Origin of the sequence: Rhodococcus sp. OK302, from assembly GCF_002245895.1 — a bacterium.
Lineage (GTDB): Bacteria > Actinomycetota > Actinomycetes > Mycobacteriales > Mycobacteriaceae > Rhodococcus_F.
Map to the genome: position 1 here is coordinate 3,760,497 of NZ_NPJZ01000001.1, position 23,676 is coordinate 3,784,172.

At 61.2% G+C, this 23,676-nt stretch carries 19 protein-coding genes and 1 pseudogene; 12 read left to right on the forward strand and 8 right to left on the reverse strand.

Annotation, left to right across the window (positions count from 1 at the left end; all coding sequences use genetic code 11):
* The first annotated feature begins 5 nt into the window (after nt 1-5).
* Nucleotides 6-761: an SDR family NAD(P)-dependent oxidoreductase gene (locus BDB13_RS17230; protein ID WP_094272709.1), complete on the forward strand. Its 756-nt coding sequence runs from the start codon at nt 6-8 to the stop codon at nt 759-761.
* A gap of 834 nt (nt 762-1,595) precedes the next feature.
* Nucleotides 1,596-2,687: an ABC transporter substrate-binding protein gene (locus BDB13_RS17245; RefSeq protein WP_094272712.1), complete on the forward strand. Its 1,092-nt coding sequence runs from the start codon at nt 1,596-1,598 to the stop codon at nt 2,685-2,687.
* Nucleotides 2,688-2,867: 180 nt separating this feature from the next.
* Here the strand turns inward: BDB13_RS17245 and BDB13_RS17250 are convergent, their stop codons facing one another.
* Nucleotides 2,868-3,386 (reverse strand): COG4315 family predicted lipoprotein, encoded by a 519-nt coding sequence (locus BDB13_RS17250; protein WP_094272713.1) that lies wholly within the window; start codon nt 3,384-3,386, stop codon nt 2,868-2,870.
* Between the two features lie 210 nt (nt 3,387-3,596).
* Between BDB13_RS17250 and BDB13_RS17255 the strand changes: the two genes are divergently transcribed.
* Nucleotides 3,597-4,142 carry a sigma-70 family RNA polymerase sigma factor gene (locus tag BDB13_RS17255; protein ID WP_094272714.1) on the forward strand — a complete coding sequence of 182 codons (546 nt, stop codon included), beginning with the start codon at nt 3,597-3,599 and terminating at the stop codon, nt 4,140-4,142.
* Complete coding sequence (locus BDB13_RS17260; protein ID WP_254922846.1) at nt 4,132-4,812, forward strand: anti-sigma factor; 681 nt, start codon at nt 4,132-4,134, stop codon at nt 4,810-4,812. Before BDB13_RS17255 ends, BDB13_RS17260 begins: the two co-directional genes overlap by 11 nt.
* Here BDB13_RS17260 and BDB13_RS17265 read toward each other — a convergent pair.
* Together BDB13_RS17265 and BDB13_RS17270 are read right to left on the reverse strand one after the other, a co-directional pair.
* Nucleotides 4,784-6,001, reverse strand: a complete 1,218-nt coding sequence (locus BDB13_RS17265; RefSeq protein WP_094272716.1) for a hypothetical protein — start codon at nt 5,999-6,001, stop codon at nt 4,784-4,786. The two genes, BDB13_RS17260 and BDB13_RS17265, sit on opposite strands and share 29 nt — an antisense overlap.
* Nucleotides 5,998-7,035, reverse strand: a complete 1,038-nt coding sequence (locus tag BDB13_RS17270) for a hypothetical protein (RefSeq protein WP_094272717.1) — start codon at nt 7,033-7,035, stop codon at nt 5,998-6,000. Before BDB13_RS17270 ends, BDB13_RS17265 begins: the two co-directional genes overlap by 4 nt.
* 339 nt (nt 7,036-7,374) lie before the next feature.
* Here BDB13_RS17270 and BDB13_RS17275 point away from each other — a divergent pair, with 339 nt between their 5' ends.
* Nucleotides 7,375-8,805 carry a beta-propeller fold lactonase family protein gene (locus BDB13_RS17275; RefSeq protein ID WP_176459603.1) on the forward strand — a complete coding sequence of 477 codons (1,431 nt, stop codon included), beginning with the start codon at nt 7,375-7,377 and terminating at the stop codon, nt 8,803-8,805.
* A gap of 143 nt (nt 8,806-8,948) precedes the next feature.
* Here BDB13_RS17275 and BDB13_RS17280 read toward each other — a convergent pair whose 3' ends face one another.
* A complete protein-coding gene (locus tag BDB13_RS17280; RefSeq protein WP_094272719.1) occupies nt 8,949-10,268 on the reverse strand; it encodes a hypothetical protein in 1,320 nt (439 codons plus the stop codon).
* Between the two features lie 149 nt (nt 10,269-10,417).
* Here BDB13_RS17280 and BDB13_RS17285 point away from each other — a divergent pair, with 149 nt between their 5' ends.
* Both BDB13_RS17285 and BDB13_RS17290 read left to right on the forward strand, forming a co-directional pair.
* Nucleotides 10,418-10,837, forward strand: coding sequence for a DUF1622 domain-containing protein (locus tag BDB13_RS17285; protein WP_094272720.1), 420 nt, complete (start codon nt 10,418-10,420; stop codon nt 10,835-10,837).
* Between the two features lie 31 nt (nt 10,838-10,868).
* Nucleotides 10,869-12,268: pseudogene (locus BDB13_RS17290) on the forward strand (DUF2252 domain-containing protein).
* 207 nt (nt 12,269-12,475) lie between these two features.
* Here the strand turns inward: BDB13_RS17290 and BDB13_RS17295 are convergent.
* From BDB13_RS17295 to ypfJ, 3 genes are all read right to left on the reverse strand, one after another.
* Nucleotides 12,476-13,192 (reverse strand): ATPase, encoded by a 717-nt coding sequence (locus BDB13_RS17295; protein ID WP_094272721.1) that lies wholly within the window; start codon nt 13,190-13,192, stop codon nt 12,476-12,478.
* A 3-nt stretch (nt 13,193-13,195) separates the two neighbouring features.
* Entirely contained in the window at nt 13,196-13,807 is a 612-nt protein-coding gene (locus BDB13_RS17300) for a winged helix-turn-helix domain-containing protein (protein ID WP_094272722.1), read from the reverse strand.
* Nucleotides 13,808-13,879: 72 nt separating this feature from the next.
* Nucleotides 13,880-14,812 carry a KPN_02809 family neutral zinc metallopeptidase gene (gene ypfJ / locus BDB13_RS17305; protein WP_094272723.1) on the reverse strand — a complete coding sequence of 311 codons (933 nt, stop codon included), beginning with the start codon at nt 14,810-14,812 and terminating at the stop codon, nt 13,880-13,882.
* A 163-nt stretch (nt 14,813-14,975) separates the two neighbouring features.
* Between ypfJ and aspS the strand changes: the two genes are divergently transcribed.
* The 3 genes from aspS (at nt 14,976) to BDB13_RS17320 (ending at nt 18,997) form a co-directional block, all read left to right on the forward strand.
* Entirely contained in the window at nt 14,976-16,784 is a 1,809-nt protein-coding gene (aspS, locus tag BDB13_RS17310) for an aspartate--tRNA ligase (RefSeq protein ID WP_094272724.1), read from the forward strand.
* Between the two features lie 18 nt (nt 16,785-16,802).
* Complete coding sequence (locus BDB13_RS17315; protein WP_094272725.1) at nt 16,803-17,756, forward strand: DUF389 domain-containing protein; 954 nt, start codon at nt 16,803-16,805, stop codon at nt 17,754-17,756.
* A gap of 65 nt (nt 17,757-17,821) precedes the next feature.
* Nucleotides 17,822-18,997 carry a kinase gene (locus tag BDB13_RS17320; protein ID WP_094272726.1) on the forward strand — a complete coding sequence of 392 codons (1,176 nt, stop codon included), beginning with the start codon at nt 17,822-17,824 and terminating at the stop codon, nt 18,995-18,997.
* A gap of 80 nt (nt 18,998-19,077) precedes the next feature.
* Here the strand turns inward: BDB13_RS17320 and BDB13_RS17325 are convergent, their stop codons facing one another.
* Nucleotides 19,078-19,458, reverse strand: a complete 381-nt coding sequence (locus tag BDB13_RS17325; protein ID WP_094272727.1) for a nuclear transport factor 2 family protein — start codon at nt 19,456-19,458, stop codon at nt 19,078-19,080.
* A gap of 130 nt (nt 19,459-19,588) precedes the next feature.
* On the opposite strand from BDB13_RS17325, the gene BDB13_RS17330 reads away from it, so the two are divergent.
* Together BDB13_RS17330 and alaS are read left to right on the forward strand one after the other, a co-directional pair.
* Nucleotides 19,589-20,932 (forward strand): replication-associated recombination protein A, encoded by a 1,344-nt coding sequence (locus BDB13_RS17330; RefSeq protein WP_441347239.1) that lies wholly within the window; start codon nt 19,589-19,591, stop codon nt 20,930-20,932.
* 69 nt (nt 20,933-21,001) lie between these two features.
* Nucleotides 21,002-23,674, forward strand: a complete 2,673-nt coding sequence (alaS, locus tag BDB13_RS17335; protein ID WP_094272729.1) for an alanine--tRNA ligase — start codon at nt 21,002-21,004, stop codon at nt 23,672-23,674.
* Nucleotides 23,675-23,676: the final 2 nt, after the last annotated feature.

Genomic DNA, 23,676 nt, shown 5'->3' on the forward strand with positions numbered 1-23,676 from the left:
GAAGTATGCGTCTTCGTGACAAAGTTGCCCTGATCACGGGGGCCTCGAATGGGGTGGGGAGAGCGACCGCGGCAACCTTCGCATGCGAAGGTGCGATGGTTGTCGTCGCGGATATCGATGACGTGACCGGTGCAGACACTGTGGAGGAGATCCACAGTGCCGGCGGGCGCGCCCACTACCTGCACCTTGACGTCACCGATGAGGCATCGTGGCGCACAGCGATCGAGGAGGTCCTCTCGCACTTCGGCCGACTCGACGTGCTTGTCAACAATGCCGGGATCAGCGGCTCGTGCGACACCGGTCTGACTAGTACCGACTACTTCGACAGACTGATGTCGGTCAATGCCAGAAGTGTGTTCCTCGGGATCAAACACGGGAGCGCCGCCATGAGACATTCAGGGGGTGGATCGATTGTCAACCTGTCCTCGATCTCGGCCAGTATCGGTCTACGCGGCGTCCACATCGGTTACGGGGCTTCGAAGGCAGCCGTGAAGTCGATGACGACAACTGGCGCTGTGCACTACGCCGCGGACGGAATCAGAGTCAATGCCGTAGCGCCGGGTATGTTGCCGCCGATGAGGACAACGCGAGGCACCTCGAGCGATCCGGTATTTCGGGCCACGCAGGTGGATGCAATTCCGATGAAGCGGGTTGGTGAGGTCCAGGAGGTCGCCAACGTTGTGCTCTTTCTGGCCAGCGACGAATCTTCGTATGTCACAGGCACGGAGACGGTGGTTGACGGGGGATGGAATTCCGTCTGACGATACGTGGGGGATGCATTCGGACAGTGGGGGATTGGCGAGATCATCGAGGGTGAAAGTTGCGGAAAGGAACCGGACCGACCGGGGCGGCTTGACGGGAAAGTAGTTCTCATCGAGGGTGCGGGCAGGGGCGCCGACATGGGGATTCGGTTGCAACTGCCTGGGTGTCGAATCAATTTCGACTACTTGAACACGCCGTTCTTTTAAGGGTCATCTCGAATAATCCCGGGCGTCAACGACTTTGATGCTGGACGGGCACCATCGAGTTTTCGCAAATCCGAGTCCCGCAGAAGATTTCGTAGGGCAGAGGCGCGTTCGAACCGGGTTGCGCATCCGCAACGTGACAGCCGCCGAGATCCCGGCCGGCAATCCTGATTCCTTGAACAGCGTTCGCACGGGAATCGGCGATTCTGAAGGTTTCTGCAGGTGAAGCGTCCCAAAAGTGCGACACAGGGCCAGAATTGGCGGCGGCTACTGTGATCTGAGCAACTAAAGCCGCGGGCTCACAAGCAGTCCGGCGCGATCAGCGTTGCACGTCGAGATTCACCCGAGCCGTCGTCCGATCACAGAGAAAGGAGGTAGCTTTGCGCCAGGTTCAGATCTAGCGCATCGAATCTCTCGACCCGGCAGGCGGTACTAAATCTGTCGGGAGACGACATCTCTTGTGTTTCAACCTAACTCACTTTCCACTTCCCTGAATATGGCGGCGAGCCGTGCATTTTCGCCCGGGGTGGACAAGTAGGTACGTGACGCCGATTATCCGGAGCTCTCCGTCTCGGATTTGACCGTGCGGCTCAGTTGAGATCGATTCGGTAGTAACGAGAAAGGAAGACCGTGCAGAATATTTGGAACAAATGTTTCCCCTCGAACCGTACGTGGGCAAGGAGGGCTGCTGCGATCAGTGTTTCCAGCGTTCTCCTACTCTCTGCAGCAGCTTGCGGAACCGCATCCGAGACACCGCAGAACTCGAATGGCGAGGCAGGGGCCTCGGAAGATTTTTCGGTCGGCGTATTTCCGGTATTCGTCAGCCTTCCCGCGTGGGTGGCTGAGGACCAGGGAATGTTCAGCAAGCACGGACTGAATGTCACCCTGAAGACGATCAATACCGGCCCGACGATGGTGTCCGCATTGGCTTCCAACAGCGTCGACGCGATTGTCAACGGTTTGACAGGCGTCGAGACTGCGCGAGCCGGTGGGTTGCCGATCAAGATGGTCGCGGTGACGTACCCACATTCGATCTATTCCATGCTTGCCTCGAACGATGTTATCGACGGTTGTCGCGAAGCGGGCAAGCCGTACCCGAAGCCGATCCAATGTGCCAAGGGCAAGCGTGTCGGCATTGTGGGGGGTGTTGGCACAGAGAGCTATACGGTGGCGCTCAGTGTTCTCAAGGAGGCAGGCTTGACCGAGCAGGATGTGTCCATGGTGCCGATCGGCGGTGGCGAGGCCGGCGGCGGTGCGATGGAAGCGGGCCAGATCGACATTCAGTTCGCCGAGGACACCGGTGCTGCCTACACCACACAGGTTCTCAAGGTGGGTAAGGACCTGGTCAATCTCAAGACGGAGGGCGTGTTCGCGAACTGGATCGGAGAGGCGATGTGGGCCATGGAGCCCAATCTGCAAAAGTCGCCGGCGGCGTATGAGAAGTTTGCGGCAGCCATCGATGAGGCAGTCGAGTGGATCCGCGACCCGTCGAACACAGACGCATTGGCTGCGACCTTCAAGAAGTACGTGCCGACTCTCAATCCCGGGACGATCTCAGCAGTCTCGAAGGATACGGCGCCGTTTTTCGGGTCTACCAGCACCTGTAGCAGTGTTCAAAACGTGACACAGTGGTTGGTTTCAACGGGGGCGCTCACATCCAGTCAGGCCCCCGCGTGCGAGGACTTGTTGTCGAACCCGGCGCAGGTTACGTCAACGCCATAGGCGGACAACGGAACTGATGCCAGCTGGATTCCCTACTCGGCACGAAAGGTGGATCCAGCGCGTAACACGATCTCCCGCAGTGGGTTCGGTTCAATTGAACCGAACCCACTGTCGGCAGTGGGAGGGCGGGGGAGCCGGGACGCGCAGTCCTTACCCTGCGGACGGGAGCGTGATCGTGACTTACCGGCCGGCGGTGGTGGGTGTGGTCGGCGACGGCGTCACCAGCCCGACATGCCACTGGCCTTTGACGCCCTCACCGTTGGTCTGACCTGGCGCGTCGTCCTTCGCGAACCGGTACAGCGGGTGGCCGTCGTACACAGCTTGCTGCGACCCGCCGTCGGGGCGGGTGGCGACGCCCAGTGTTCCGGGAAGGTCCGTCCCGGTGGCTGCTTTCGGCGAGCCGAGCGTCGGCGGCCAAACCATGGCGCACTGGTCGATGCATGCGGAGATGGTCGGGGTGTCCTGAGTAAACCAGTACAGCGTGTAGCCATCCGCGTCAGTCACCACGTTGCCGAGCGCGGTGGCGGTTGCCCCGAGTTTCACCACGGCGGGGCCGTCGACGGCAGTGGCTGAAGCCTGCAGTACCGAACTGGTTGGCTGTTCACTCTGCGCGGCCGTGTTGTCGTTTCCGCACGCTGACAACAGCACCAGTGCTGCCCCGAGCCCGACGCACTTGGTCAGTAGTGTTCGCTTCATCATCGTTGTTCGCTTCCGTTCGTGATCGCTGTTGTACGAGCTGACCGGGAATACGGATGTGAGGGCAGTACACGTTCACTCGGCAACTGTGCGACATGTCACATGCTCGTTGTGCCGGTGACATGAAGGATCTGAAGGGCCGATCCGTATACCCAGGTAAGAACTTCGCCCGCCACCGGTGCGTTGGAGACACGATTGTGCGGAGGTGAAGGAATGCGGCTGATCCCGCAACGACGACACTCCGGAGGGCTCGGGGACGAATCTGCGCTGCGTGTGGCCTACGAGGACCACGCCGGTGAGCTGTTCCGGTTTGCACACAGATCCCTGGGGGATATTGGTGTCGCCGAGGAAGCAGTGCAGGAAACATTCTTACGTGCCTGGCGGGCAGCGCGCAGCTTTCAGCCGGAGACGGCGTCGCTGCGCACCTGGCTGTTCTCGATCTGCCGCAACATCGTCATCGACATCAGTCGCGCTAGGGCAAGTCGTCCGCTGATGGCAGGTGCCGAGCCGCCCGATACCCCGAGCGCCTCGCGGCCGTTGGAAGAGTTGGTAGTGGGTCTGCAAGTTGAAGAGGCCTTGCGCCGGTTGTCCGAGCAGCATCGGCAGGTTCTTGTCGAGGTTCATCTGCGCGACAGGCCGGCCGCGGATGTCGCAGCTCAGCTCGGGATTCCCGAGGGGACGGTCCGCAGTCGCGTCTACTACGGGCTCAAGGCCCTCAAACTCGTATTGGAAGAAATGGGGTGGCACGGTGAGTACTGATCAGTGCCAGCAGATGCGAACCCACCTCGGCATGCACGCCCTGGGTCGACTCGACCCGGCCGCGACCGTGGCACTGCAAGCGCATCTGGACGGCTGCCTCCACTGCAGATCCGAAATGCGTGAACTGCGTAGCGTCGCTGGGGCTTTAAGTCAGGCGGACCCCGAGCGGATCGACGATCAGCTCGCAGGCCCACCTCCGGCGCTGCGCACCACGGTGTTCACCGCAGTCGACCACGAACGACGTCGGAATCGCCTTGTCCGGACAGCGAAACTCGCGGCGGCAGCAGCAGCGGTGTTGATCGTCGCACTGGGAGGAGTTTTTGTCGTCACATCGCAATGGTCGACGGACTCGCAACAGAACATAGGTACTCAGTCGGTCGCGTTCAGTGAACAGCCCGCTGACGTCCATGCCACGGCCATCCTGGAAAACCGGGACTGGGGCACCAGTATTACGCTTGATCTCGCAGGTCTACCGCAAGGCGAGCGATATGCGGTGTGGCTCGAACGCCCGGATGGGAGCCGGATTTCAGCCGGAAGTTTTGTCGCTGGCGGGGACAAACAGATGTCCATGCAACTGGCAGTCGGACTACCGATGAGTGAGGCCGCCGCCCTGGGAATCAGCACTCCCGCCGATCCGACTCCTATCCTTCGGACTCCCATTCGCTCGTGAGGCGGGGTGCCCATCTGACTATGCCAGCAACATGCTCGCTCAGAGTAATGGGTTGCTTTGTCCCGTCAGGCTTTTCGACGATGGCTCTGGTGCTGTCGATCATCCATCGAGTTCCATCAGTGGTGGTAGCTCGATCGGCCCGACCGGCCAGAGCCAGTACTTTTTGCACAGTTGGGGCATCGGTGACAGGTTCGAGTCTGCGCGACATATTATCGAGAACTCGCAGGGGGTGGTGATCTGCCTGGCGATCAACTACGCCGTACCGGCGGTTGGAATACAGGCCGGCTTCTGGGCGGCCGAGTAGATACACGTTGCCTTCGTGCAGCACACTTGTGCCGCCTTCGGTGCAGTACCGCTCGACGGTCACCGTTCCGTCGTCGGCGTAGTCACATCGGTGGATATCGTGATCGCCGACAACCCAACACCCGTGTGGGTCGCCATGCACCCGTCGAGTCCACAGATCGTCCGGCGGTTCGATAGTGAGTGGCATCGCGAACTCGACTATCTGCGGCGGCGTAACCGCAGTATCGATGCGCAGCAGGATGGGATCGGACCGATGCATTACCCAGCCGACATCATCACACGCCGTCACAGCGCCGGGAATGAAAGTCTCTGGCTCGCCAGGCACGTCGTCGAGGTCGAGTTCGACGAGAATGCCGGTCGGCGCAACGTAGACTTCTGCATCGGAATCGATTGTCTCAGAAAAGAATTTGCCCGGTGTGATGTTAATTTCGGTCAACTGCTCGGATCTGGCAATGAGGTGGGAGGTGCGACCAACTTGCTTGAACCGTTGTTCGACAAGATGGAGTCGACGCACACGTCCGCGTACTCGATTTGGCTCGTCGACAGCAAAACTGAATCCGAGGCCGGCGACGAAGGTGCCCGTCAGTCGGACCGATCCGGTGCGCGGTCGATCCGACCACCACCCGCTGCTCCAACCGTCTCCGTGAACCAGGTGTAGCCAGCGGAGCGTGCCGGCGGGGTGCTCAACAGGCTCCCGACCGTAGGCAGGGCGGGCGATTGCATCAACAGTTTCGTCTGTAGGCGAAGGGAATTCGCCGGTCGCGGCGAATTCGAGCAGCACATCGACTGTGTCGCCCAACGACGCCCGCGGAAAGGATCCGTCGTCGATCACCCAACGCGGCACAAAAACGCGGAGCGTGCGACGGGGGCTTTCGGCACGATTCATGGCTCGGAATCCTCGTGCGGCGCAATGGGTGGCGTTCCTGCGACCGCTTCATGCGGATGGAGCCATTGTTGCAGTTGACGCACGGCGTCCTCGTCGATCCTGCCGGTGGAGACCACCGCCGTCCAATCGAATTTGCTTGTCGACCAGAAGATTTGGAACTGCGGCAGACCGACTTTCCACGGTTTCTCAGAGCGGACCCGACGCGTAATCCATGCTGGTAGTCCTTGGTGCGTCATGTCCCCGAGATAAACCGTGAACTCTCCGGTGTCTGCGTTGTGAACATCGACCATACGTGGGGATAGATCGACGAGGACAGGTACTTCGATCGGGTCGGCAGTGACGTTTTCACGAAACCACTCCGCGCCCAGTTGTTGTCTGTTCGGTGACGGACGGCCGGCGAGTTGCCTTGAATCCTCGTCGGTGACTACTGGCCCGTCCCAGCGGAACAAATCCGGGTCAAGGGTGTCGGTGACATCGAGATCGATGTACGAGGCAGCTTCGATGCCGTCCGTCGAATGTTGTGCCACGACGGCGCCGGTTTCGGCGTCCACGATGATTTCTTGATCGACCTGGCGTCTGCGTCGTCTGTCAGTGCAGGCGGCGAGCGTGACGGACCAGCATCGGCGTCCGAGAAACTCGATGTCCGAGACGAGACCGATAGGCTTTGGGGCTCGCTCACCCACCCAGTGTTCGGCTGGGCGGCCCAGCACGAGTGCACGGCCAGGCCCGAAGAAGTACATCCTCTCTTGCTTGGTTTGGCGTGGTCGATCCGGATTGTCGCGGAAGTCCCACACCGTCGTACCGTCGGCGCAGAGCATCAACGCACCATCGAGCGACTCGATCCGGAATCGGTTTCCCCAGCGCGACAGTCGGATTCCGCAGGGAGGAAGGACCAGCAGTATCGGTTCTTCGCCGTAACTGCCGTAATACAGATGGAGTGGTTCGTCGGTGTTGCGATAAGGCTTCACGACGCCGGAGACAGGGTGTTGTGGTCCGTCGACCATGGCGATGAGTACTTCGATCCAGGTGGTCATGACGCCTCCACCGGCCTGGGCGGATATTGAAGTCCGGGATGGTGCGGCAGCGGGGGTGCAGTGTGTGCACTCGCCGCTGACAGATCAGCGGGCCGAGACATTCTTTCGAAGAAGAGTTGTAGTCATTTCCTCACCGTAGCTCAACTGTGCGCCGACTAAGTGATCGGCAGGTGGCACATGTTGCGCGGGAAAGTCTGTTGGGTGGTGTCGGGTTCCGGATATTGTCAAAGTGGACATATCAGGACAAATATCCGTTATGTTCCTTTGTGGTGGTTGCCTTCCTGTGGCCGCTGCACACCCCATCGAGGGTGTGGACAGCTAGGGAAGGGCGTATATCTTGTGACTGTTCTCGATCGGCCGTATTCATCCAAACAGTGGTCTCGGTCCGCTGCATTATTGGGCGTTGGCGCACTTACTGCCGTGATGACCATCGGCGGTGCGGTCGGTGTCGCAGCTGCGGACCCCGTCGGCATCGCTGGCATCACCCCGTACAGCAACCCCGGCACCGTAATCGGCGCACCCGCCGCCAATGCCCGAGACGCCGGGGGTGCCGCACGCGTGGACGCTGTCGTCACGGACATCACGGTCGGTTCGAATCCAGTCGGGGTGGCGTTCACCCCCGACGGGAAACATGCGTACGTCGCCAACTTCGGCGGCACGACGGTGTCGGTGATCGACACCGCGAACCCCGCCGCACCCCTCGAGACAATCTCGGTGGGCGCGGCTCCATTCGGGGTGGCGATCAGCGCCGACGGGTCCCGCGTGTACGTCTCCAACGGCCATGGCGATACGGTGTCGGTGATCGACACGGCTAATCTTGATGCCGCCCCCGAGACCGTAACGGTCGGCTCGTTTCCGCGCGGCTTGGCGATCACTCCGGACGGCGCTCACGTGTATGTCACCAATAGTGGAAGCGGCACGGTGTCGGTGATCGACACTGCCGATCTCGCTGCTACCCCCGCTACCGTTGCGGTTGGCTCGCGGCCGTGGGGAGTGGCAATTACCCGCGACGGTCAGGCTTACGTCTCTAACGCTGAAATCGCCGGCACGGTGTCGGTGATCGACACCGCCAATCCCTCTGTCTCCCCGACTACCATCGCGGTCGGCTCGTTTCCGGCCGGTGTGGCGACCACCTCTGACGGCGACCACGTGTACGTCACCAACGGCGGTGGCAATACGGTGTCGGTGATCGACACTGCCCATCTCACTGAGATGCCCGTTGAAGTCACTGTCGGCTCGAACCCGAACGGTGTGGCGATCACTCCCGACGACAGTCATGCCTACGTCACCAACTCCGACGGCACCACGGTGTCGGTGATTGACACCGCTGATCTCACTGCCACCCCCGTTACCGTCCCCGTTGGCTCGTCACCGATCGGGGTGGCGATCAGCCCCGACGGGAACTATGCCTACGTCACCAACTCCGTCGGCATGACGGTGTCGGTGATCTCGATCGACCGGGCACCCACCCTCACCGGAACGCTCCCCAATGGCGTCCTCAACGAGCCCTATGATCACGCCTTCACAGTCGACGGGAATCCTGTTCCCACAGTGACCTATACCGGCACATTGCCCGACGGTCTGACACTGAGTGAGGCCGGTATCCTGTCCGGAACCCCCACGAAGGCAGGGACATTCATCTTCACAGTGACTGCCACTAACGGTGTCGGCACCCCGGCCGTCCTCGAGAATGTGACCGTCGAGATCACCGACAACACACCGCCGGCGAGCGGATCTCTCGGAGTACTCGGAGCGATCTTCGGATCGTAACCTGTTAAGTTGCACCGTAGTAGGGCCGCTCGTCCCTGTGGAAACACACGGGGTGGGCGGCTATTGGTGTTCATGCTGGCAGCGAAATGCCCGGAGACAGCGGGGCAGACGTCCGGTAGTCGGGTTTGCCGACGATCGCAACGCTACCGGTACGGATCGTCGTCGGACCGAAAGATGGCGACGCTCCCATTCGAATTCGGGTAATTGCAGGTAACCAAGATCTCGCCCGCAGGAACGATGCCGCAGTTCCAAGAGCCGTATTCCATCCCGTCCAGCGGCTTGTCGTACAGCACGGAATAGGTTGCGTTCATCATCGTCATTGCGTCTGCGCACGTAATTTTTCCGCTCTTGATCAATACCTCGCGCGGGATTCCGTCCGCGGCAATGACAGTGCCGCACGATCCAGCATTGGTGGCTGCCGGAGCCGGATCTGTCACTGGGTAGGCCTGATCTTGGCAGGGGTTGATGGCGTGCTGCTTGGCGGATTCGAAGGTGTCGCCAGTGCTGGGAAAGAACCAGACGAACGAGCGGTACATCCAGGTCCCCTCACAATCGCCGAGGTCAAAGGCGACGATCGTCGCTTGCTCGATGGGTGATGGTCCGGTGTCAGCGAATTTTGCGTTAGCAGACTGACCAGTGCCGACTACTTGTTCGCCGCCCCAGCTCTGCCACAGGATGTCCCATACTTGACCCGACAAGCTCGCGCCGCCGTTGCTGATGGTCGCGGGCCGGACCGCGCCGTAGCCTTCTTGGTACGTCGCAGTGACTCTGCCGAGTGTTGGTTGCGGGCCACCGGCGGTCGCTGATGCAGGTTCTGGCACGTTCGGCAACGACAGTGCCTCGGTGTAGTTGAAGTCGAATCCGTTGGTAGAGAACGTGAATCCATGGTTCGAGCTATCAGATCGGCACGACACCCCAGTTTCCTGCACGTTGCAGGAGAAACCGTCAGTCGACAATGTTTCCCCGTAAGCGAGGGTTGGTGTTGCGTTATCCAGGCGCCAGAAAAGTGCCTGGCTTAAACTTGCGAACCGTGCGTCATCGGTCTTGTTGACCAGAATTGCATTGGGAGCGACAGGATTACCGGAACCGTGATCCGGTACTCGAGGGGCACCAGAGACGTTGATGTCCATGCTCGTTTTCGGCTGACACCCGGCCATCTGTGCGTCGGATCCACGTTGCGCACTGAAAGTCAGGATTGCACAGCGCCAGAGTCCGCTGGGGGTGGTGAAGAAGTATCCGCTCAGTCCGCCTGAGCTGTACGCAAATGCGGCCGGGTCGACCAGCGTCGGACCGGGTTGCGGTGCTTCCGGTGTCGAAGGTTGTGACAAACCGTCGGATACTTCGGTTGTCGACGGAGCCTCGCCGACTGAGGCGACTGGATTCCCCTGCGACGAACAGGACGTCAGCGTCAAGGTGCAGCACACGATGACAGCGGCAAACATTGATCGTCGATTAAGCCGCACGCCAAATCCTCATTCCGCTGGTCCCGGTGACATGCAGAGTATGTGCATAGTGCCCGCGTCGGTATCGGCTGTTCGACCGACACAAACAGAGACGAAAGAACCGGCGCGTGTGCTCGACTTCTGAGCGAAATACCTCGAGAATCAACGACATGGACAAAATCAAGTTCTTCGAGCTGGTCACCGAATGGTTTGAAGTACTCGGCGTTGTCTCAATGGTTTTCGGGTTCTTGTTCGCCTTTGTCATTGCCGGCCGATCATGGTTCCGGACACGCGACGGGGGATCGGCATTCAAGACTCTCCGCGAAACGCTCGGCGCAGTCATTCTGTTGGGCCTCGAGATTCTTGTCGCGGCAGATCTGGTCAAGACGGTGACGTCCTCGCCGTCACTGACGGACGCTGCTGTCCTGGGAATGATCGTGCTGATCCGTACCGTACTGAGCCTCTCGATTCAGATTGAGATCGATGGGGTACTTCCGTGGCGCAAGGCATTGGTGACAGGCCCTGAGCTGCTGGTCCGCGCGGCGCGCGGATCGGGTGGGCGAGCGATGCCTGACACTCCCAGTTCATAGGGACCCATATATCGAGTGAAAGGTCTGGTAGATGACCGCAGTGCGCACTGAACATCTCACGGTCGACGAGCGCAAGGCTCTGGGTCGTCAGGCCCGACAAGCGACGCCTCTGGCGACGCTCGCCGACCTCGCTGAGAGTGATCGCGACCCGATTTCGCTATTGCAAACTCAAGCGGAATGTCGAGTACCCGAGTTGGTGCCGATTCGGTACGGCCGGATGTCGGCATCACGTTTTCGTTCTTTCGCGGTGCGGCCCTGGTGATGTGCGACGATCTTTCGCGTAGTGCACATTCCGGGATGTACACCCAACTCTGTGGAGATGCGCATCTGAGCAATTTCGGAGTTTTTGCCACTCCGGAGCGTAAGTTGGCGTTCGATATCAACGATTTCGACGAGACTTATCCCGGCCCGTTCGAATGGGACGTCAAACGTTTGGCTGCCAGTTTGGCGATTGCCGGCAAAGACAACGGATATTCCAGTAAGGAACGTAAACAGATCACGCGTGGTTGCGCCGCCGAATATCGGGAAACGATGGCCAAGCAAGCCGCTTTGGGAAATTTGGCGGTGTGGTACTCGCACATCGAACCCGAGGACGGTCTCGAAGAACTGAGTAATCAGATCAAGAAACGAATGCTCGATCGCGCGATGTCGACTCTCGACAAAGCACGTCGACGCGACAGCGTCCAGGCCGCATCGAAATTCACCGAGGTCGTCGACGGTCGTCGACAGTTCATCAGTGATCCGCCATTGATCGTTCCGATGGAAGAGTTGTTCCAGGGGCAGGATCTCACGACGGCCGAAGAGGTGCTTCGCGAACGAATCGGTTCCTACCGCAGCACACTTCAGTGGGATCGTCGGGTTTTGTTGCAAAGTTTCGAGATGATGCACATTGCGCGCAAGGTGGTCGGTGTCGGCAGCGTCGGCACGCGGGCGTGGATGATTCTGTTGAACGGCGTCGACGTCGATGATCCGCTGATTTTGCAGGTCAAGCAGGCGTTGCCATCAGTTCTGGCCGGCTATGTGGACGGCCCGACGTTCCGGAACGAAGGGGAGCGGGTGGTCAACGGTCAGCGGTTGATGCAGGCCAGCAGTGACATTTTTCTGGGGTGGGAACGCGGCCCCGGCCCTGATGAGGTTGAAAACGATTTCTACATCCGCCAACTTCGTGACGGGAAGGGTTCCGCAATCATCGATGGCATGAAACCCCAAGGTATGGAGCTCTACGGTCGACTGTGTGCACGAGTGTTGGCTTATGCTCACGCTCGATCAGGTGATCGCATTGCAATCAACGAATATCTTGGTGATGGAACAGAATTCGACTTCGCGATCGGAGAATTTGCGGCGGCGTACACCAAGCGAAATGCTCGCGATCACACCGCTCTGCTGACAGCGATCGACGAAGGCCGGGTGTCAGCAGAGCAGGGTATCTAGGCTGCGGTTCGAACGGCGAACCCTAGCGCGAAGCCACGGATTGACTGAGGGACTCGGAGCCCATCCAAGCCCACGCATGGACTAGCGCGTTGAATCCGCTCAGGATGTCTCGCAATGACTCGATTGAACCCATGGAGCACACTCATTTCGTGTTGAAGTAGACGGACAATCTGGATTATCACATGCGGTTGGTGGGCAGTTACCGGTTCACACGTAGACGGAATCGAGCCAAATCTTCCAGGCGCCATCGGCTGCTTCGCCGTCGGCATCGGCTGCGAAGAGGTGATGTGCGGCGTCGACGTTGCCGCCGAACGCATTTCGACCGTAGAAGCGCAGGAGTGCATCGTCGGTGCGGAGCCCGATGAACCAGTCGTTGAGGTAGTCGACAACAGCGGAGATAGTGCCGATTCCGGGGACGTCGAACGTCACGGTGTCACCGATCGCGGTCGTGGCGTCGATGCCGAGCGCGTTGCGCAGCGCTGTCATGGCTTCGGGGGTTCCGGATGCCTCCGGGCCTTCGACAGATACGTAGGTGGTCGGTCGCCCGGCAAAGTACTGCAGATACTGGCCGAGGCTGTGCAGGTAGAAATCGGTGTGCTTGCTGGCGCCGTCGTACTGGTTGTCCCAATCTTCGGCAAAAACTCCGGCGTGGACGTAGCGGACGACGGCGGTGCTGTTGTCGCGAGCTTCGATCAAGTACTCGAGGTTGTTGAACCAGCCGTCGGGGCCGGCCATATGAATGTCGAGTTGGGTGGGCGGTTCCCAGGTGGCGATGACGGGGCTGTCGGGCTTGCTGCCGTCGGCGGGAACTTCGAGAGGTGACGGGAACATCCAGCCGGCGGTTTCGGCCGAAATGGCTGCCCAGATCTGTTCCGGCGTACCGGGTACGACAACTTCGCGGCGAATCTCGAATTTCTTGGACATCGGCTATTGCTCCGTTTCGGATGATGTGGTCGGGGGGATTGTGAGGCTCTGGTGAAGTGCGACAACCAGACGGTGTTTACGACCACGGTCTGCGTTACCGTCGTGATACTTGGCCACAAGGTTGTTGACGGCCTCGCCGAGTTCTCCGGCAAACGCCGCACGGTCGGCGGCGTTTGCGAATGTGATCTCACTGTCGATGGCGTACGACGCCAAAGGCTTTCCGGCTGCGGTGGCACCGGAGATGAGTTCGCCGACCTCCCGAACAATTCTCGCGGCCAGCGATACCAGCCAGCGGGCTGAGAGCTGATCGGGAAAGCGACTGGGATCCGGCGCGAGGGCGGACATTGCCGCGGGGGAGATGACGTACGACGCGGCGCTTGCCTGCATGACACGTTCGGTCATGTTGCCGCGTTTGCGTTCCTCGACGAGGTGGACGAGTCCGTGTTCTTCGAGGGTTCGCAGGTGATAGTTGACTTTTTGGCGGGTCAAGCCGACGAGCGGTGCCAGTGCGGCAGCCGACGCCGGGGTGACCAGTGCAGCCAGGATCCGCTGCCGTAGGGGATCGAGGGATGCCTCCGCGGCGGCCGACAGTTCGATGACTGCTACTTCCAACATGACAAAACCATCCCACCGACAATAAGTTCTGTCAAGACAGATAAAATTGTCGGTGGGATGGTTTTTGTCGAGCTACTTCAGTTTCAGGCCTGGAGGATTGTTCAGATCGCGTGCCGAATACGTGTCGCACGAGGAGACCTGACCGCTCTGATAACCGGTCAGGAACCATTTCTGGCGTTGGTCCGACGATCCGTGCGTCCAGCCTTCGGGATTGACCCGACCAGTGGATGCTTTCTGGATCCGGTCGTCACCGACCGATGACGCGGCTGACAATGCGTCGCGGATATCTGTCTGGGACAACTTCGCTAAGAAGGGCTGGCCGGTCGCCTGGTCCGGAATCGTGTCGGCGTAGTGAGCCCAGACGCCGGCGTAGCAATCGGCCTGCAGTTCGGTGCGAACAGCACCGGACTGCTCGCCCTGCGGATCGGACTGCGCCCGGCCGATATCGCCCAGTTGATTCTGAAGGTGATGGCCGAACTCATGGGCCACGACGTATTCCTGGGCCAACGGTCCGGCGCTGGATCCGAAACGGTCGACCAGGAGCTGAAAGAAGCTCGTATCAAAATAGGCGGTCTGATCGGCGGGGCAGTAGAACGGACCCACGTCACTCGACGCCTGGCCACACCCGGTGTTGACCGAACCGCTGAACAGAACCACCTCCGGGCGCACATATTTGGTTCCGGTCTGCTTGATCAGCTGCTGTTCCCAGACGTCGTCGAGGCTGCCGACGGTCAACGTCACCCGGCAGTTCACGTCGTTGTTGGCCTGAGTGCCGGTGCAATCGTCGACCGAGTTGAGGCCCGCCGACGAGCTGGCAGTATCTGTGGAACTGCTCAAACCGCCCAAGAGTGAACCGGGATCGCCGCCGAACAGCAAGGCCAGGATCAGCACGATGATGCCGCCGGCTCCACCGCCGATAGCCATCTTGCTGCCGCGGCTACCGCCCCCGCCGCCCTGAACTTGAACGCGCCCCGCTTCGCCGCGGGCCCCCTCGTTGAAGGTCATATGTGTCGCTTTCTGTTCTCGAGAACAAGTGCTGACTGTCACTTCTGCTGATAGCTTCGCATGCGATGCGGGTCCGCGTTTCCGCTCTGGGCTGTTAGCTCCGTAGGATTACAGACCAAAGTAGTCGGTCGTCGGTTATTGGAAGTTGTTCGAAAGGAATCTCGTGCTGCGCACACATCTCGCCGGTTCATTGCGACCCGAGCAGGCAGAGCAGACAGTTACGCTCACCGGTTGGGTAGCCAGGCGTCGTGATCACGGTGGAGTGATCTTCATCGATCTTCGTGATGCATCCGGAGTTGCGCAGGTAGTTTTCCGGGCAGGTGAGGTGGCCGAGCAGGCTCACCGTCTGCGCGCGGAATACTGCGTTCGCGTAACCGGAAAGGTCGAAGTTCGCCCCGAGGGCAACCAGAACTTCGAAATCCCCACCGGTGCAATCGAAGTCAACGCCACGGAGCTCGAGGTCCTCAATGAGAGTGCACCTCTGCCGTTCCAGCTCGACGATCAGGTTGGTGAGGAAGCGCGTCTGAAGTACCGCTACCTGGACCTGCGTCGCGAAGGCCCTGGACACGCAATTCGTTTGCGCTCCAAGGTCAATGCCGCTGCACGTAGTGTGCTGGCGCATCACGAGTTCGTCGAGGTCGAAACCCCGACGCTCACCCGTTCCACCCCTGAAGGTGCTCGCGACTTCCTGGTGCCAGCACGTTTGCAGCCCGGTAGCTTCTACGCGCTCCCGCAGAGCCCGCAGCTGTTCAAGCAGCTCCTCATGGTCGGCGGCATTGAGCGGTACTACCAGATTGCTCGCTGCTACCGCGACGAGGATTTCCGCGCTGATCGTCAGCCGGAGTTCACTCAGCTCGATATCGAGATGTCCTTCGTCAACCAGGATGACATCATCCTGCTGGCCGAAGAAGTTCTGTCGGCACTGTGGAAGCTCGTCGGCTACGAGATCAAGACGCCGATCGCCCGCATGACCTACAACGAGGCAATGCGTCGTTACGGCTCCGACAAGCCGGACCTGCGTTTCGACATCGAACTCGTCGAGTGCATGGACTTCTTCAAGGACACCACTTTCCGCGTGTTCCAGGCCGAGTACGTCGGCGCCGTTGTGATGCCGGGTGGCGCGAGCCAGCCCCGTAAGCAGCTCGACGCGTGGCAGGAATGGGCTAAGCAGCGCGGCGCCAAGGGCCTCGCGTACGTATTGGTCGGCGAAGACGGCACCCTCGGTGGCCCCGTCGCCAAGAACCTCACCGACGCCGAGCGTGAGGGTCTCGCCGCTCACGTCGGCGCCCAGCCCGGTGACTGCGTCTTCTTCGCAGCCGGTGCAACCAAACCGATGCGCGCACTCCTCGGTGCTGCTCGCGGCGAGATCGCACGCAAGAAGGATCTCATCGATCCCAAGGCCTGGGCCTTCGTTTGGATCGTCGACGCTCCGATGTTCGAGCCGACCTCCGACGCCACGGCCTCGGGCGACGTTGCCCTCGGCTACTCGGCCTGGACCGCGGTGCACCACGCGTTCACCTCGCCCAAGCCGGAGTTCTTCGACACGTTCGATACCGATCCGGGCAACGCGCTCGCCTACGCCTACGACATCGTCTGCAACGGCAATGAAATCGGCGGCGGCAGTATTCGTATCCACCGCAAGGACATTCAGGAACGAGTGTTCAAGGTGATGGGTATTTCCGAGGAAGAGGCGCAGGACAAGTTCGGCTTCCTGCTCGACGCCTTCGCATTCGGCGCTCCGCCGCACGGCGGCATCGCCTTCGGTTGGGACCGCATCACCGCGCTCCTTGCCGGCATGGATTCCATCCGTGAGGTCATTGCGTTCCCGAAGTCCGGCGGCGGCGTCGACCCGCTCACCGATGCACCGACTCCGATCACCGCGCAGCAGCGTAAGGAATCGGGCGTCGACGCGAAGCCCGAGAAGAAGGCTGAAGAAAAGAAGGCCGACGGCGATACTGCCGACGGCAAGTAGAGCTGACTGCAGATCACCATGCTGCATATGAGAGTGATCTGCCCGTCCGAGCGCACCGAGGAAGTTCTCGGTGCGCTCGAGGCGGAACCGGGCGCGACGCACATTGTCGTTTTCCGTGGTGCCGCGGTCGAACCACGCGGCGACATGGTGCAGGCCGATGTTGCGCGGGAGTGTGCCAACGAGGTCCTGCGCGCATTGAAAGCCCTTGATGTCGTCGAAGAGGGCGGCGTGACGATGGTGCCGGTGGAAACCGTGCTGTCGGCGGCGGCACGCAAGGCTGAGCATGATGCGCCCGGCGACGCAGCAGATTCCATCGTGTGGGAGGAACTCCTCTCTCATACTCGTGAGGAATCAACTCTCAATCGGGTGTTTGTCGCGTTCCTGACTATCGCTTGCCTGCTGGCGGCAATCGGCGTGGTGACGGATTCGCCGATCACCATCGTCGGGGCGATGGTGGTCGGGCCGGAGTTCGGTCCGCTGGCAGCGCTTGCTGTGGCCTTGGTCAGGCGTGACCGGAAACTGCGTCGGCGTTCGATTCTTGCGCTTGTTGTTGCTTTCCCGATTGCAATGGGCGTGACCCTGTTGGCGACGTTCGTGGTGAAGATGTTCGGCTGGATGGACGTCGAGAGCCTCGAGACTTTGCATCAGGTTGATTTTGTCTACAAGGTGGGGCCCATCTCGTTTGTCGTGGCACTGCTGGCCGGTGCCGCTGGGATGCTCGCCTTGCTGTCGGAGAAGTCCGCGGCACTCGTCGGTGTTTTCATCTCGGTCACGACTGTCCCGGCGGCCGGATTTGCTGTAGTTGCCGCAGCTAACGGGGAGTGGCGAATTGCTGGCCTGTCTTCCCTCCAACTTGCTGTCAACATGCTGGGAATTGTTGTCGCCTGCGCGTTGGTGCTGTGGGTCAGGACCCGTGCCGACCAGGAGTTTGCTGCCGCCCTGAAAGGCATTTCAAGTCTGATCGACGACTAGAATTCACCGTAAGTGCAGAGGCGGGGACGCATGATTGTCGTCACTAACGGGTAAGTTATGAAGCGATGACCGTATTACTGGCAGACCCCGTATCCGAAGTCGTGGCAGCTGCCGAGCAGTTGCTGACGCGCCGTACAGGGGCACCCGTCACCCTCGTAGATCCCACAGATCTAGGTGGAAGTGGCCGCACTATCGTGCTCCGCGTGAGAGTTGCCGAGAACCCGTTCTCGCTACCTCGCACCCTCGTGATCAAACAAGTCCGTGATCCCTACCTCGGGGTGAAGAACGGCGTGACACCGCCCGCAGAAGTTTCGCAGGTATTCGATCCCGACACCGCATTCCTGCGGGAGGCAGTGTCCTACCAATTCGCCAATGCACTGGCGAAGGATGCGCGGCCCGGCGCCGAGCTACTGGCCTACGATTTGGCGGCCAGGCTCCTCGTGCTCAGCGATCTCGGTGACGCCACCGCGATCAGTGTCCTGCTCGAGGACGCCGACGAAGACACCGTCACCAACACGTTGATGGCGATGGCTCAAGCCATGGGCCGCATGCACGCCGCCACCGTCGGTCGTGAAGAAGACTTCACCGCGCTGCTTCGGCGCGCGGAGGTCGCTCACAGCTCCGACGAAGTTGCCGATCAAGTCAGTCGCGTCGTCGCCAATGTGCCGTCGATGCTGGCCACATTCCTCGGCGTCGACGTAGCTCCGAGTGTTGTCGAACAGGTCCAGAACGCTCAGAACTTGTTCAGCGGCGGACGGTTCCGGGCATTCAGCCCGTCCGACCTGTGCCCGGACAACATCATCGTCAACGGCGAAGGCGTCCGGTTCCTCGACTACGAGTGGGGCGGATACCGCGACGCCGTCCTCGACATCACCTATGCGCTCGTGTCGTTCCCGGGTTGCCTGTGCAATATCGACCTGACCGAAGAACGAGCGTCGAGGATGGTCGACGCATGGCGATCCGAAGTTGTGGGGATGTGGCCGGCACTGGCCGACGAAGCTGAACTGGGACGACGTTTGGTCGAGGCCCAGCTCATCTGGGTGTGGCTGAGTACCTTCCTGTTCCTGCCCAATGATCACTCGAGGATCGCGGCCGTGCGCGAGCATTACCTGTCGGTTCCCCGAACCGAAGCGCTGGTCGGCCGGTGGGCGCGATTGGCCCGCTCCGCCCAACTCAGTGGCAACACGGACGTCGAGGCTCACGCCCGTGAGGTGTTCGCTGCGCTTCGCGCACATGGCTGACCTGCTCCAGACCTGAGCTGTTTCGATCAGGAACGAAGAAACCACCCGCGCCGACGCACGGGTGGTTTTCTTTTTCGCTGTCAGTTGTCGGTGACCTCGTCGGCCTCGGAGAGATCGGTGGCTCCCAGTGCGGTTACCAGATCGGGATGGCGGAACGTCGACGTGACCTGATCCTCGACCACCCGGAATGCGGAAGCGAGCGTGGCGGACTTGTCGGGTTCCGCGGCCCACGTCGCGGTCTGTTCCACGACGATAATTCCGTGGTGGACAAACATCCTGCCGGGAACGAGGGTGATGCCCGCGTTGGTCGCCCAATCACGCAGCGCCGCCAACCCCTGGCTGGCCCCATTCGGCCCGCCGACCTCGATGTCGTCGCTCGACAACTGCAGGAGTGTGTCGATGTCTTGGGAGTTGAGTGCGTCGTGCCACGCGAGGACGGTGGCGATCTCGGAGGTGCTCATGGCCACACGCTATCGAAACAATTACGTCGGTGCCCTCCGGTAGCGTCGTTTTGTGAGCGATTGGCAAGCTGAGGACAGCGTGGTGGATGACAACGGTCTGTTCGAGGCCACTCCGGAAGTGGCTGAGGTAGTGGACGAGCCTGACGTTGTCTCGGCTGCCGAGCGGGCTTTGGCGTCGGTGTCGTCGAGCGCTCCGCTGGCGGTCCGAATGCGTCCGCGCACTCTCGGTGAGGTAGTGGGACAGCAACATCTCCTCGGGCCCGGCGCACCCCTGCGTCGAATGGTCGAGGGCTCCGGTGCGGCGTCAGTGCTGTTGTACGGGCCGCCGGGTACCGGCAAGACCACCTTGGCGTCGTTGATCTCGGGGGCGACGGGTCGACGGTTCGAGGCGTTGTCGGCGTTGTCCGCCGGAGTCAAGGAAGTGCGCGGCGTCATCGAACTTGCCCGCCGACGCCTTCTCAATGGTGAGCAGACCGTGCTGTTCATCGACGAGGTCCATCGTTTCTCCAAGACGCAGCAGGACGCTTTGCTGGCCGCAGTCGAGAACCGGATCGTTCTGCTGGTCGGTGCTACCACCGAGAACCCGTCGTTTTCCGTGGTGTCGGCACTGCTCTCCCGGTCGCTGGTTTTGCAGTTGCAGGCGCTCACCGCCGCGGACATCCAAGAACTTCTCGAGCGCGCAGTCGCCGACGAGCGCGGCTTCGGCGGCGCAATCACCATCGCCGACGACGCAATGGAGCACTTGGTGCGTCTGGCGTCCGGTGACGCCAGGCGCGCCCTCACAGCTCTCGAAGCGGCTGCCGGCGCAGCCATCGACACCGCTGGTGCAGCATCCGGACCCGTCGTGGTTGATCTCGCCACGGTAGAGGCGAGTGTCGACAAGGCCGCCGTTCGCTACGACCGCGACGGGGATCAGCACTACGACGTCATCAGCGCGTTCATCAAGAGCATTCGTGGTTCCGACGTCGACGCGGCATTGCACTACCTGGCGCGAATGTTGACGGCCGGTGAAGACCCGCGATTCATTGCCCGACGGTTGGTGGTGCACGCGAGTGAAGACATCGGTATGGCTGATCCGATGGCACTGCAAACGGCAATGGCCGCAGCTCAAGCCGTGCAGTTGATCGGTATGCCGGAGGCTCGGCTGGCTCTGGCGCAGGCAACTATCCACTTGGCGACGGCACCGAAATCGGGGGCAGTCATCGAGGCATTGGGTGCTGCGATGGCCGACGTAGCTGCAGGTAAGTCAGGGTTGGTCCCGCCGCATCTGCGTGACGGCCACTACAAGGGCGCCGAGCAATTGGGCAATGCGGTTGGTTACAAATACCCCCACGAGGCTCGTGACGGTGTTCTGAGGCAGCAATATCCGCCGGATGAGTTGATCGGGGTGGACTACTACCGGCCCACCGCCCACGGAAACGAGCGAGAGATCGCTGATCGGGTGGGAAAACTGCGTCGAATCGTGCGGGGTTAAAGCTGCAAGTGGGGTGCAGGTTACGCTGGACAGCGACAGTTCGACGCTCATGAAGGTAAGGACCGGTTAGTGCAAACCCACGAGATCCGCAGGCGATTCCTCGACCACTTCGTCAAGGCCGGCCACACCGAGGTCCCCAGTGCGTCGCTGATTCTCGACGATCCGAATCTTCTGTTCGTCAACGCCGGCATGGTTCCCTTCGTGCCGTACTTCCTCGGCCAGCAGACTCCGGCGTACACCCGCGCCACGTCGGTGCAGAAGTGCGTTCGCACCCTGGACATCGAAGAGGTGGGCATCACCACCCGCCACAACACGTTCTTCCAGATGGCCGGCAACTTCTCCTTCGGTGATTACTTCAAGAAGGAAGCCATCTCCCACGCGTGGGCACTGCTCACCGGTTCGGTTGAGGACGGCGGCTACGGCATCGACCCGACGCGTCTGTGGGCCACCGTTTTCCACGACGACGACGAAGCATTCGCGATCTGGCGTGACCAGGTCGGACTTCCCGAGGAGCGCATCCAGCGTCGCGGAATGGCCGACAACTACTGGTCCATGGGCATCCCCGGCCCCTGTGGTCCGTGCTCCGAAATCTTCTACGACCGCGGCGCCGAGTACGGCATCGAGGGAGGTCCGGAAGCCGACGAGGATCGCTACATCGAGATCTGGAATCTCGTGTTCATGCAGAACGAGCGCGGCGCGGGCATCAGCAAGGACGACTACCCGATCCTCGGACCGCTGCCGAAGCAGAACATCGACACCGGTATGGGCGTCGAGCGCGTTGCGTTCCTGCTCCAGGGCGTCGAAAACGTTTACGAGACAGACCTTTTGCGTCCCGTCATCGAGAAGGCAGCTGAGCTGACCGGCAGCGTTTACGGTGCCGATCACACCTCCGACGTTCGTTTCCGCGTTATCGCCGACCACGCTCGCACCGCTGCCATGTTGATCGCCGACGGCGTCAACCCGGGCAACGACGGACGCGGTTACGTCCTGCGCCGTCTGCTGCGTCGTATCGTGCGTTCGGCCAAGTTGCTCGGCAGCGAGCAGCCCACGATGCGTGAGTTCATGGTTGTCGTCCGCGACACGATGGCTCCGTCGTACCCCGTTCTCGAAACCGACTTCAAGCGCATCGAAAACGTTGCCGTCGGCGAAGAGACCGCATTCCTCAAGACACTGGCTTCGGGTTCGAAGCTGTTCGAGGGTGCAGCCGAAACCATCAAGGCTTCCGGCAAGTCCGTCATCGCCGGCGACCAGGCATTTGCCCTGCACGACACCTACGGTTTCCCGATCGACCTGACACTCGAGATGGCGTCCGAAGCCGGTCTCTCCGTCGACGAGGACGGCTTCCGCACGCTCATGGCCGAGCAGCGTAAGCGCGCCAAGGACGACGCTCGTGCCCGCAAGCACGCACACGCCGATCTCTCGGTCTACAAGGAACTGCTCGATCGCGGCCCCACCGAATTCACCGGTTTCAACGAATTGGTGTCCGAGGCTCATGTCCTCGCACTGATCGTCGACGGCGTTCGGGTGCCCGTGGCCACTGCCGGTCAGTCCATCGAGGTCATCCTCGACCGCAGCCCGCTCTACGCGGAGTCCGGCGGACAGATCGCCGACATCGGATCGCTCACGGCGCCTGGCCTCGAAGCCAAGGTCAACGACGTCCAGAAGGTCGCCAAGAAGGTCTGGATCCACAAGGTGACGGTCCAGAAGGGCGAGATCACCGAGGGCGACGTCGTCCTCGCTCACGTCGACGCCGAATGGCGTAAGGGTGCAACCCAGGGCCACTCCGGTACCCATATGGTGCACGCGGCACTGCGTCAGGTGCTCGGCCCCAACGCCGTGCAGGCCGGCTCGCTCAACAAGCCCGGCTACCTGCGCTTCGACTTCTCCTGGCAGGGCGCTCTGACCGAGTCGCAGAAGCAGGAAATCGAAGTAGTCACCAACGAGGCAGTTGCGTCCAACTTTGCAGTCAACACGTTTGTGACAGACCTCGACAAGGCCAAGTCGATGGGCGCAATGGCTCTCTTCGGCGAAAACTACGGCGACGAGGTGCGCGTCGTAGAAATCGGTGGCCCGTTCTCGATGGAACTGTGCGGCGGTACTCACGTCGGCAGCTCCGCTCAGATCGGTCAGGTCACACTGCTCGGTGAGCAGTCCGTCGGATCCGGCATTCGCCGCGTCGAGGCGTACGTCGGTTTGGATTCGTACCGCTACCTGGCCAAGGAGCGGGCGCTTCTCGCCGGCCTGTCCTCGTCCTTGAAGGTTCCGTCCGAAGAGGTCCCGGCTCGCGTCGAGGCACTCGTCGAGCGTCTCAAGGCGGCCGAGAAGGAACTCGAGCAGGCCAAGGCCAAGGCTGTTCTCGCCTCGGCCGGAGAATTTGTCGAGAAGGCAAAGCGCATCGGAAGCGTGCTGGTAATCGCTGAACCCGCCCCGGCCGGTGTCGGTGGCAACGACCTCCGTGCGCTCGTCACTGACATCAAGGGCCGTCTGGGCTCCGAGCCTGCAGTGGTCGCGTTGCTCGGCGACGTCGACGGCAAGGTTCCGTTTGTGGTCGCATCCAGCAAGGCAGCTCAGGCACTCGGCGTGAAGGCCGGCGACCTCGTCGGTTCGTTCGGACCCAAGATCGGTGGCCGCGGCGGCGGAAAGCCCGACATGGCTCAGGGGTCGGGTTCCGACGCCACCGGAATCACGGCGGCGCTCGATGCCATCCGGGACCGGGTCTCAGAACTGGCGGGCGGCAGCTAACG

Coding starts and splice junctions, on each gene's coding strand:
- BDB13_RS17315 (WP_094272725.1), top strand. CDS start 16,803: ATGCTGCATATGAGAGTGATCTGCCCGTCCGAGCGCACCGAGGAAGTT.
- BDB13_RS17325 (WP_094272727.1), bottom strand. CDS start 19,458: ATGAGCACCTCCGAGATCGCCACCGTCCTCGCGTGGCACGACGCACTC.
- ypfJ (WP_094272723.1), bottom strand. CDS start 14,812: ATGACCTTCAACGAGGGGGCCCGCGGCGAAGCGGGGCGCGTTCAAGTT.
- BDB13_RS17230 (WP_094272709.1), top strand. CDS start 6: ATGCGTCTTCGTGACAAAGTTGCCCTGATCACGGGGGCCTCGAATGGG.
- BDB13_RS17285 (WP_094272720.1), top strand. CDS start 10,418: ATGGACAAAATCAAGTTCTTCGAGCTGGTCACCGAATGGTTTGAAGTA.
- BDB13_RS17295 (WP_094272721.1), bottom strand. CDS start 13,192: ATGTCCAAGAAATTCGAGATTCGCCGCGAAGTTGTCGTACCCGGTACG.
- BDB13_RS17255 (WP_094272714.1), top strand. CDS start 3,597: ATGCGGCTGATCCCGCAACGACGACACTCCGGAGGGCTCGGGGACGAA.
- BDB13_RS17250 (WP_094272713.1), bottom strand. CDS start 3,386: ATGATGAAGCGAACACTACTGACCAAGTGCGTCGGGCTCGGGGCAGCA.
- BDB13_RS17320 (WP_094272726.1), top strand. CDS start 17,822: ATGACCGTATTACTGGCAGACCCCGTATCCGAAGTCGTGGCAGCTGCC.
- BDB13_RS17300 (WP_094272722.1), bottom strand. CDS start 13,807: ATGTTGGAAGTAGCAGTCATCGAACTGTCGGCCGCCGCGGAGGCATCC.
- BDB13_RS17270 (WP_094272717.1), bottom strand. CDS start 7,035: ATGACCACCTGGATCGAAGTACTCATCGCCATGGTCGACGGACCACAA.
- BDB13_RS17265 (WP_094272716.1), bottom strand. CDS start 6,001: ATGAATCGTGCCGAAAGCCCCCGTCGCACGCTCCGCGTTTTTGTGCCG.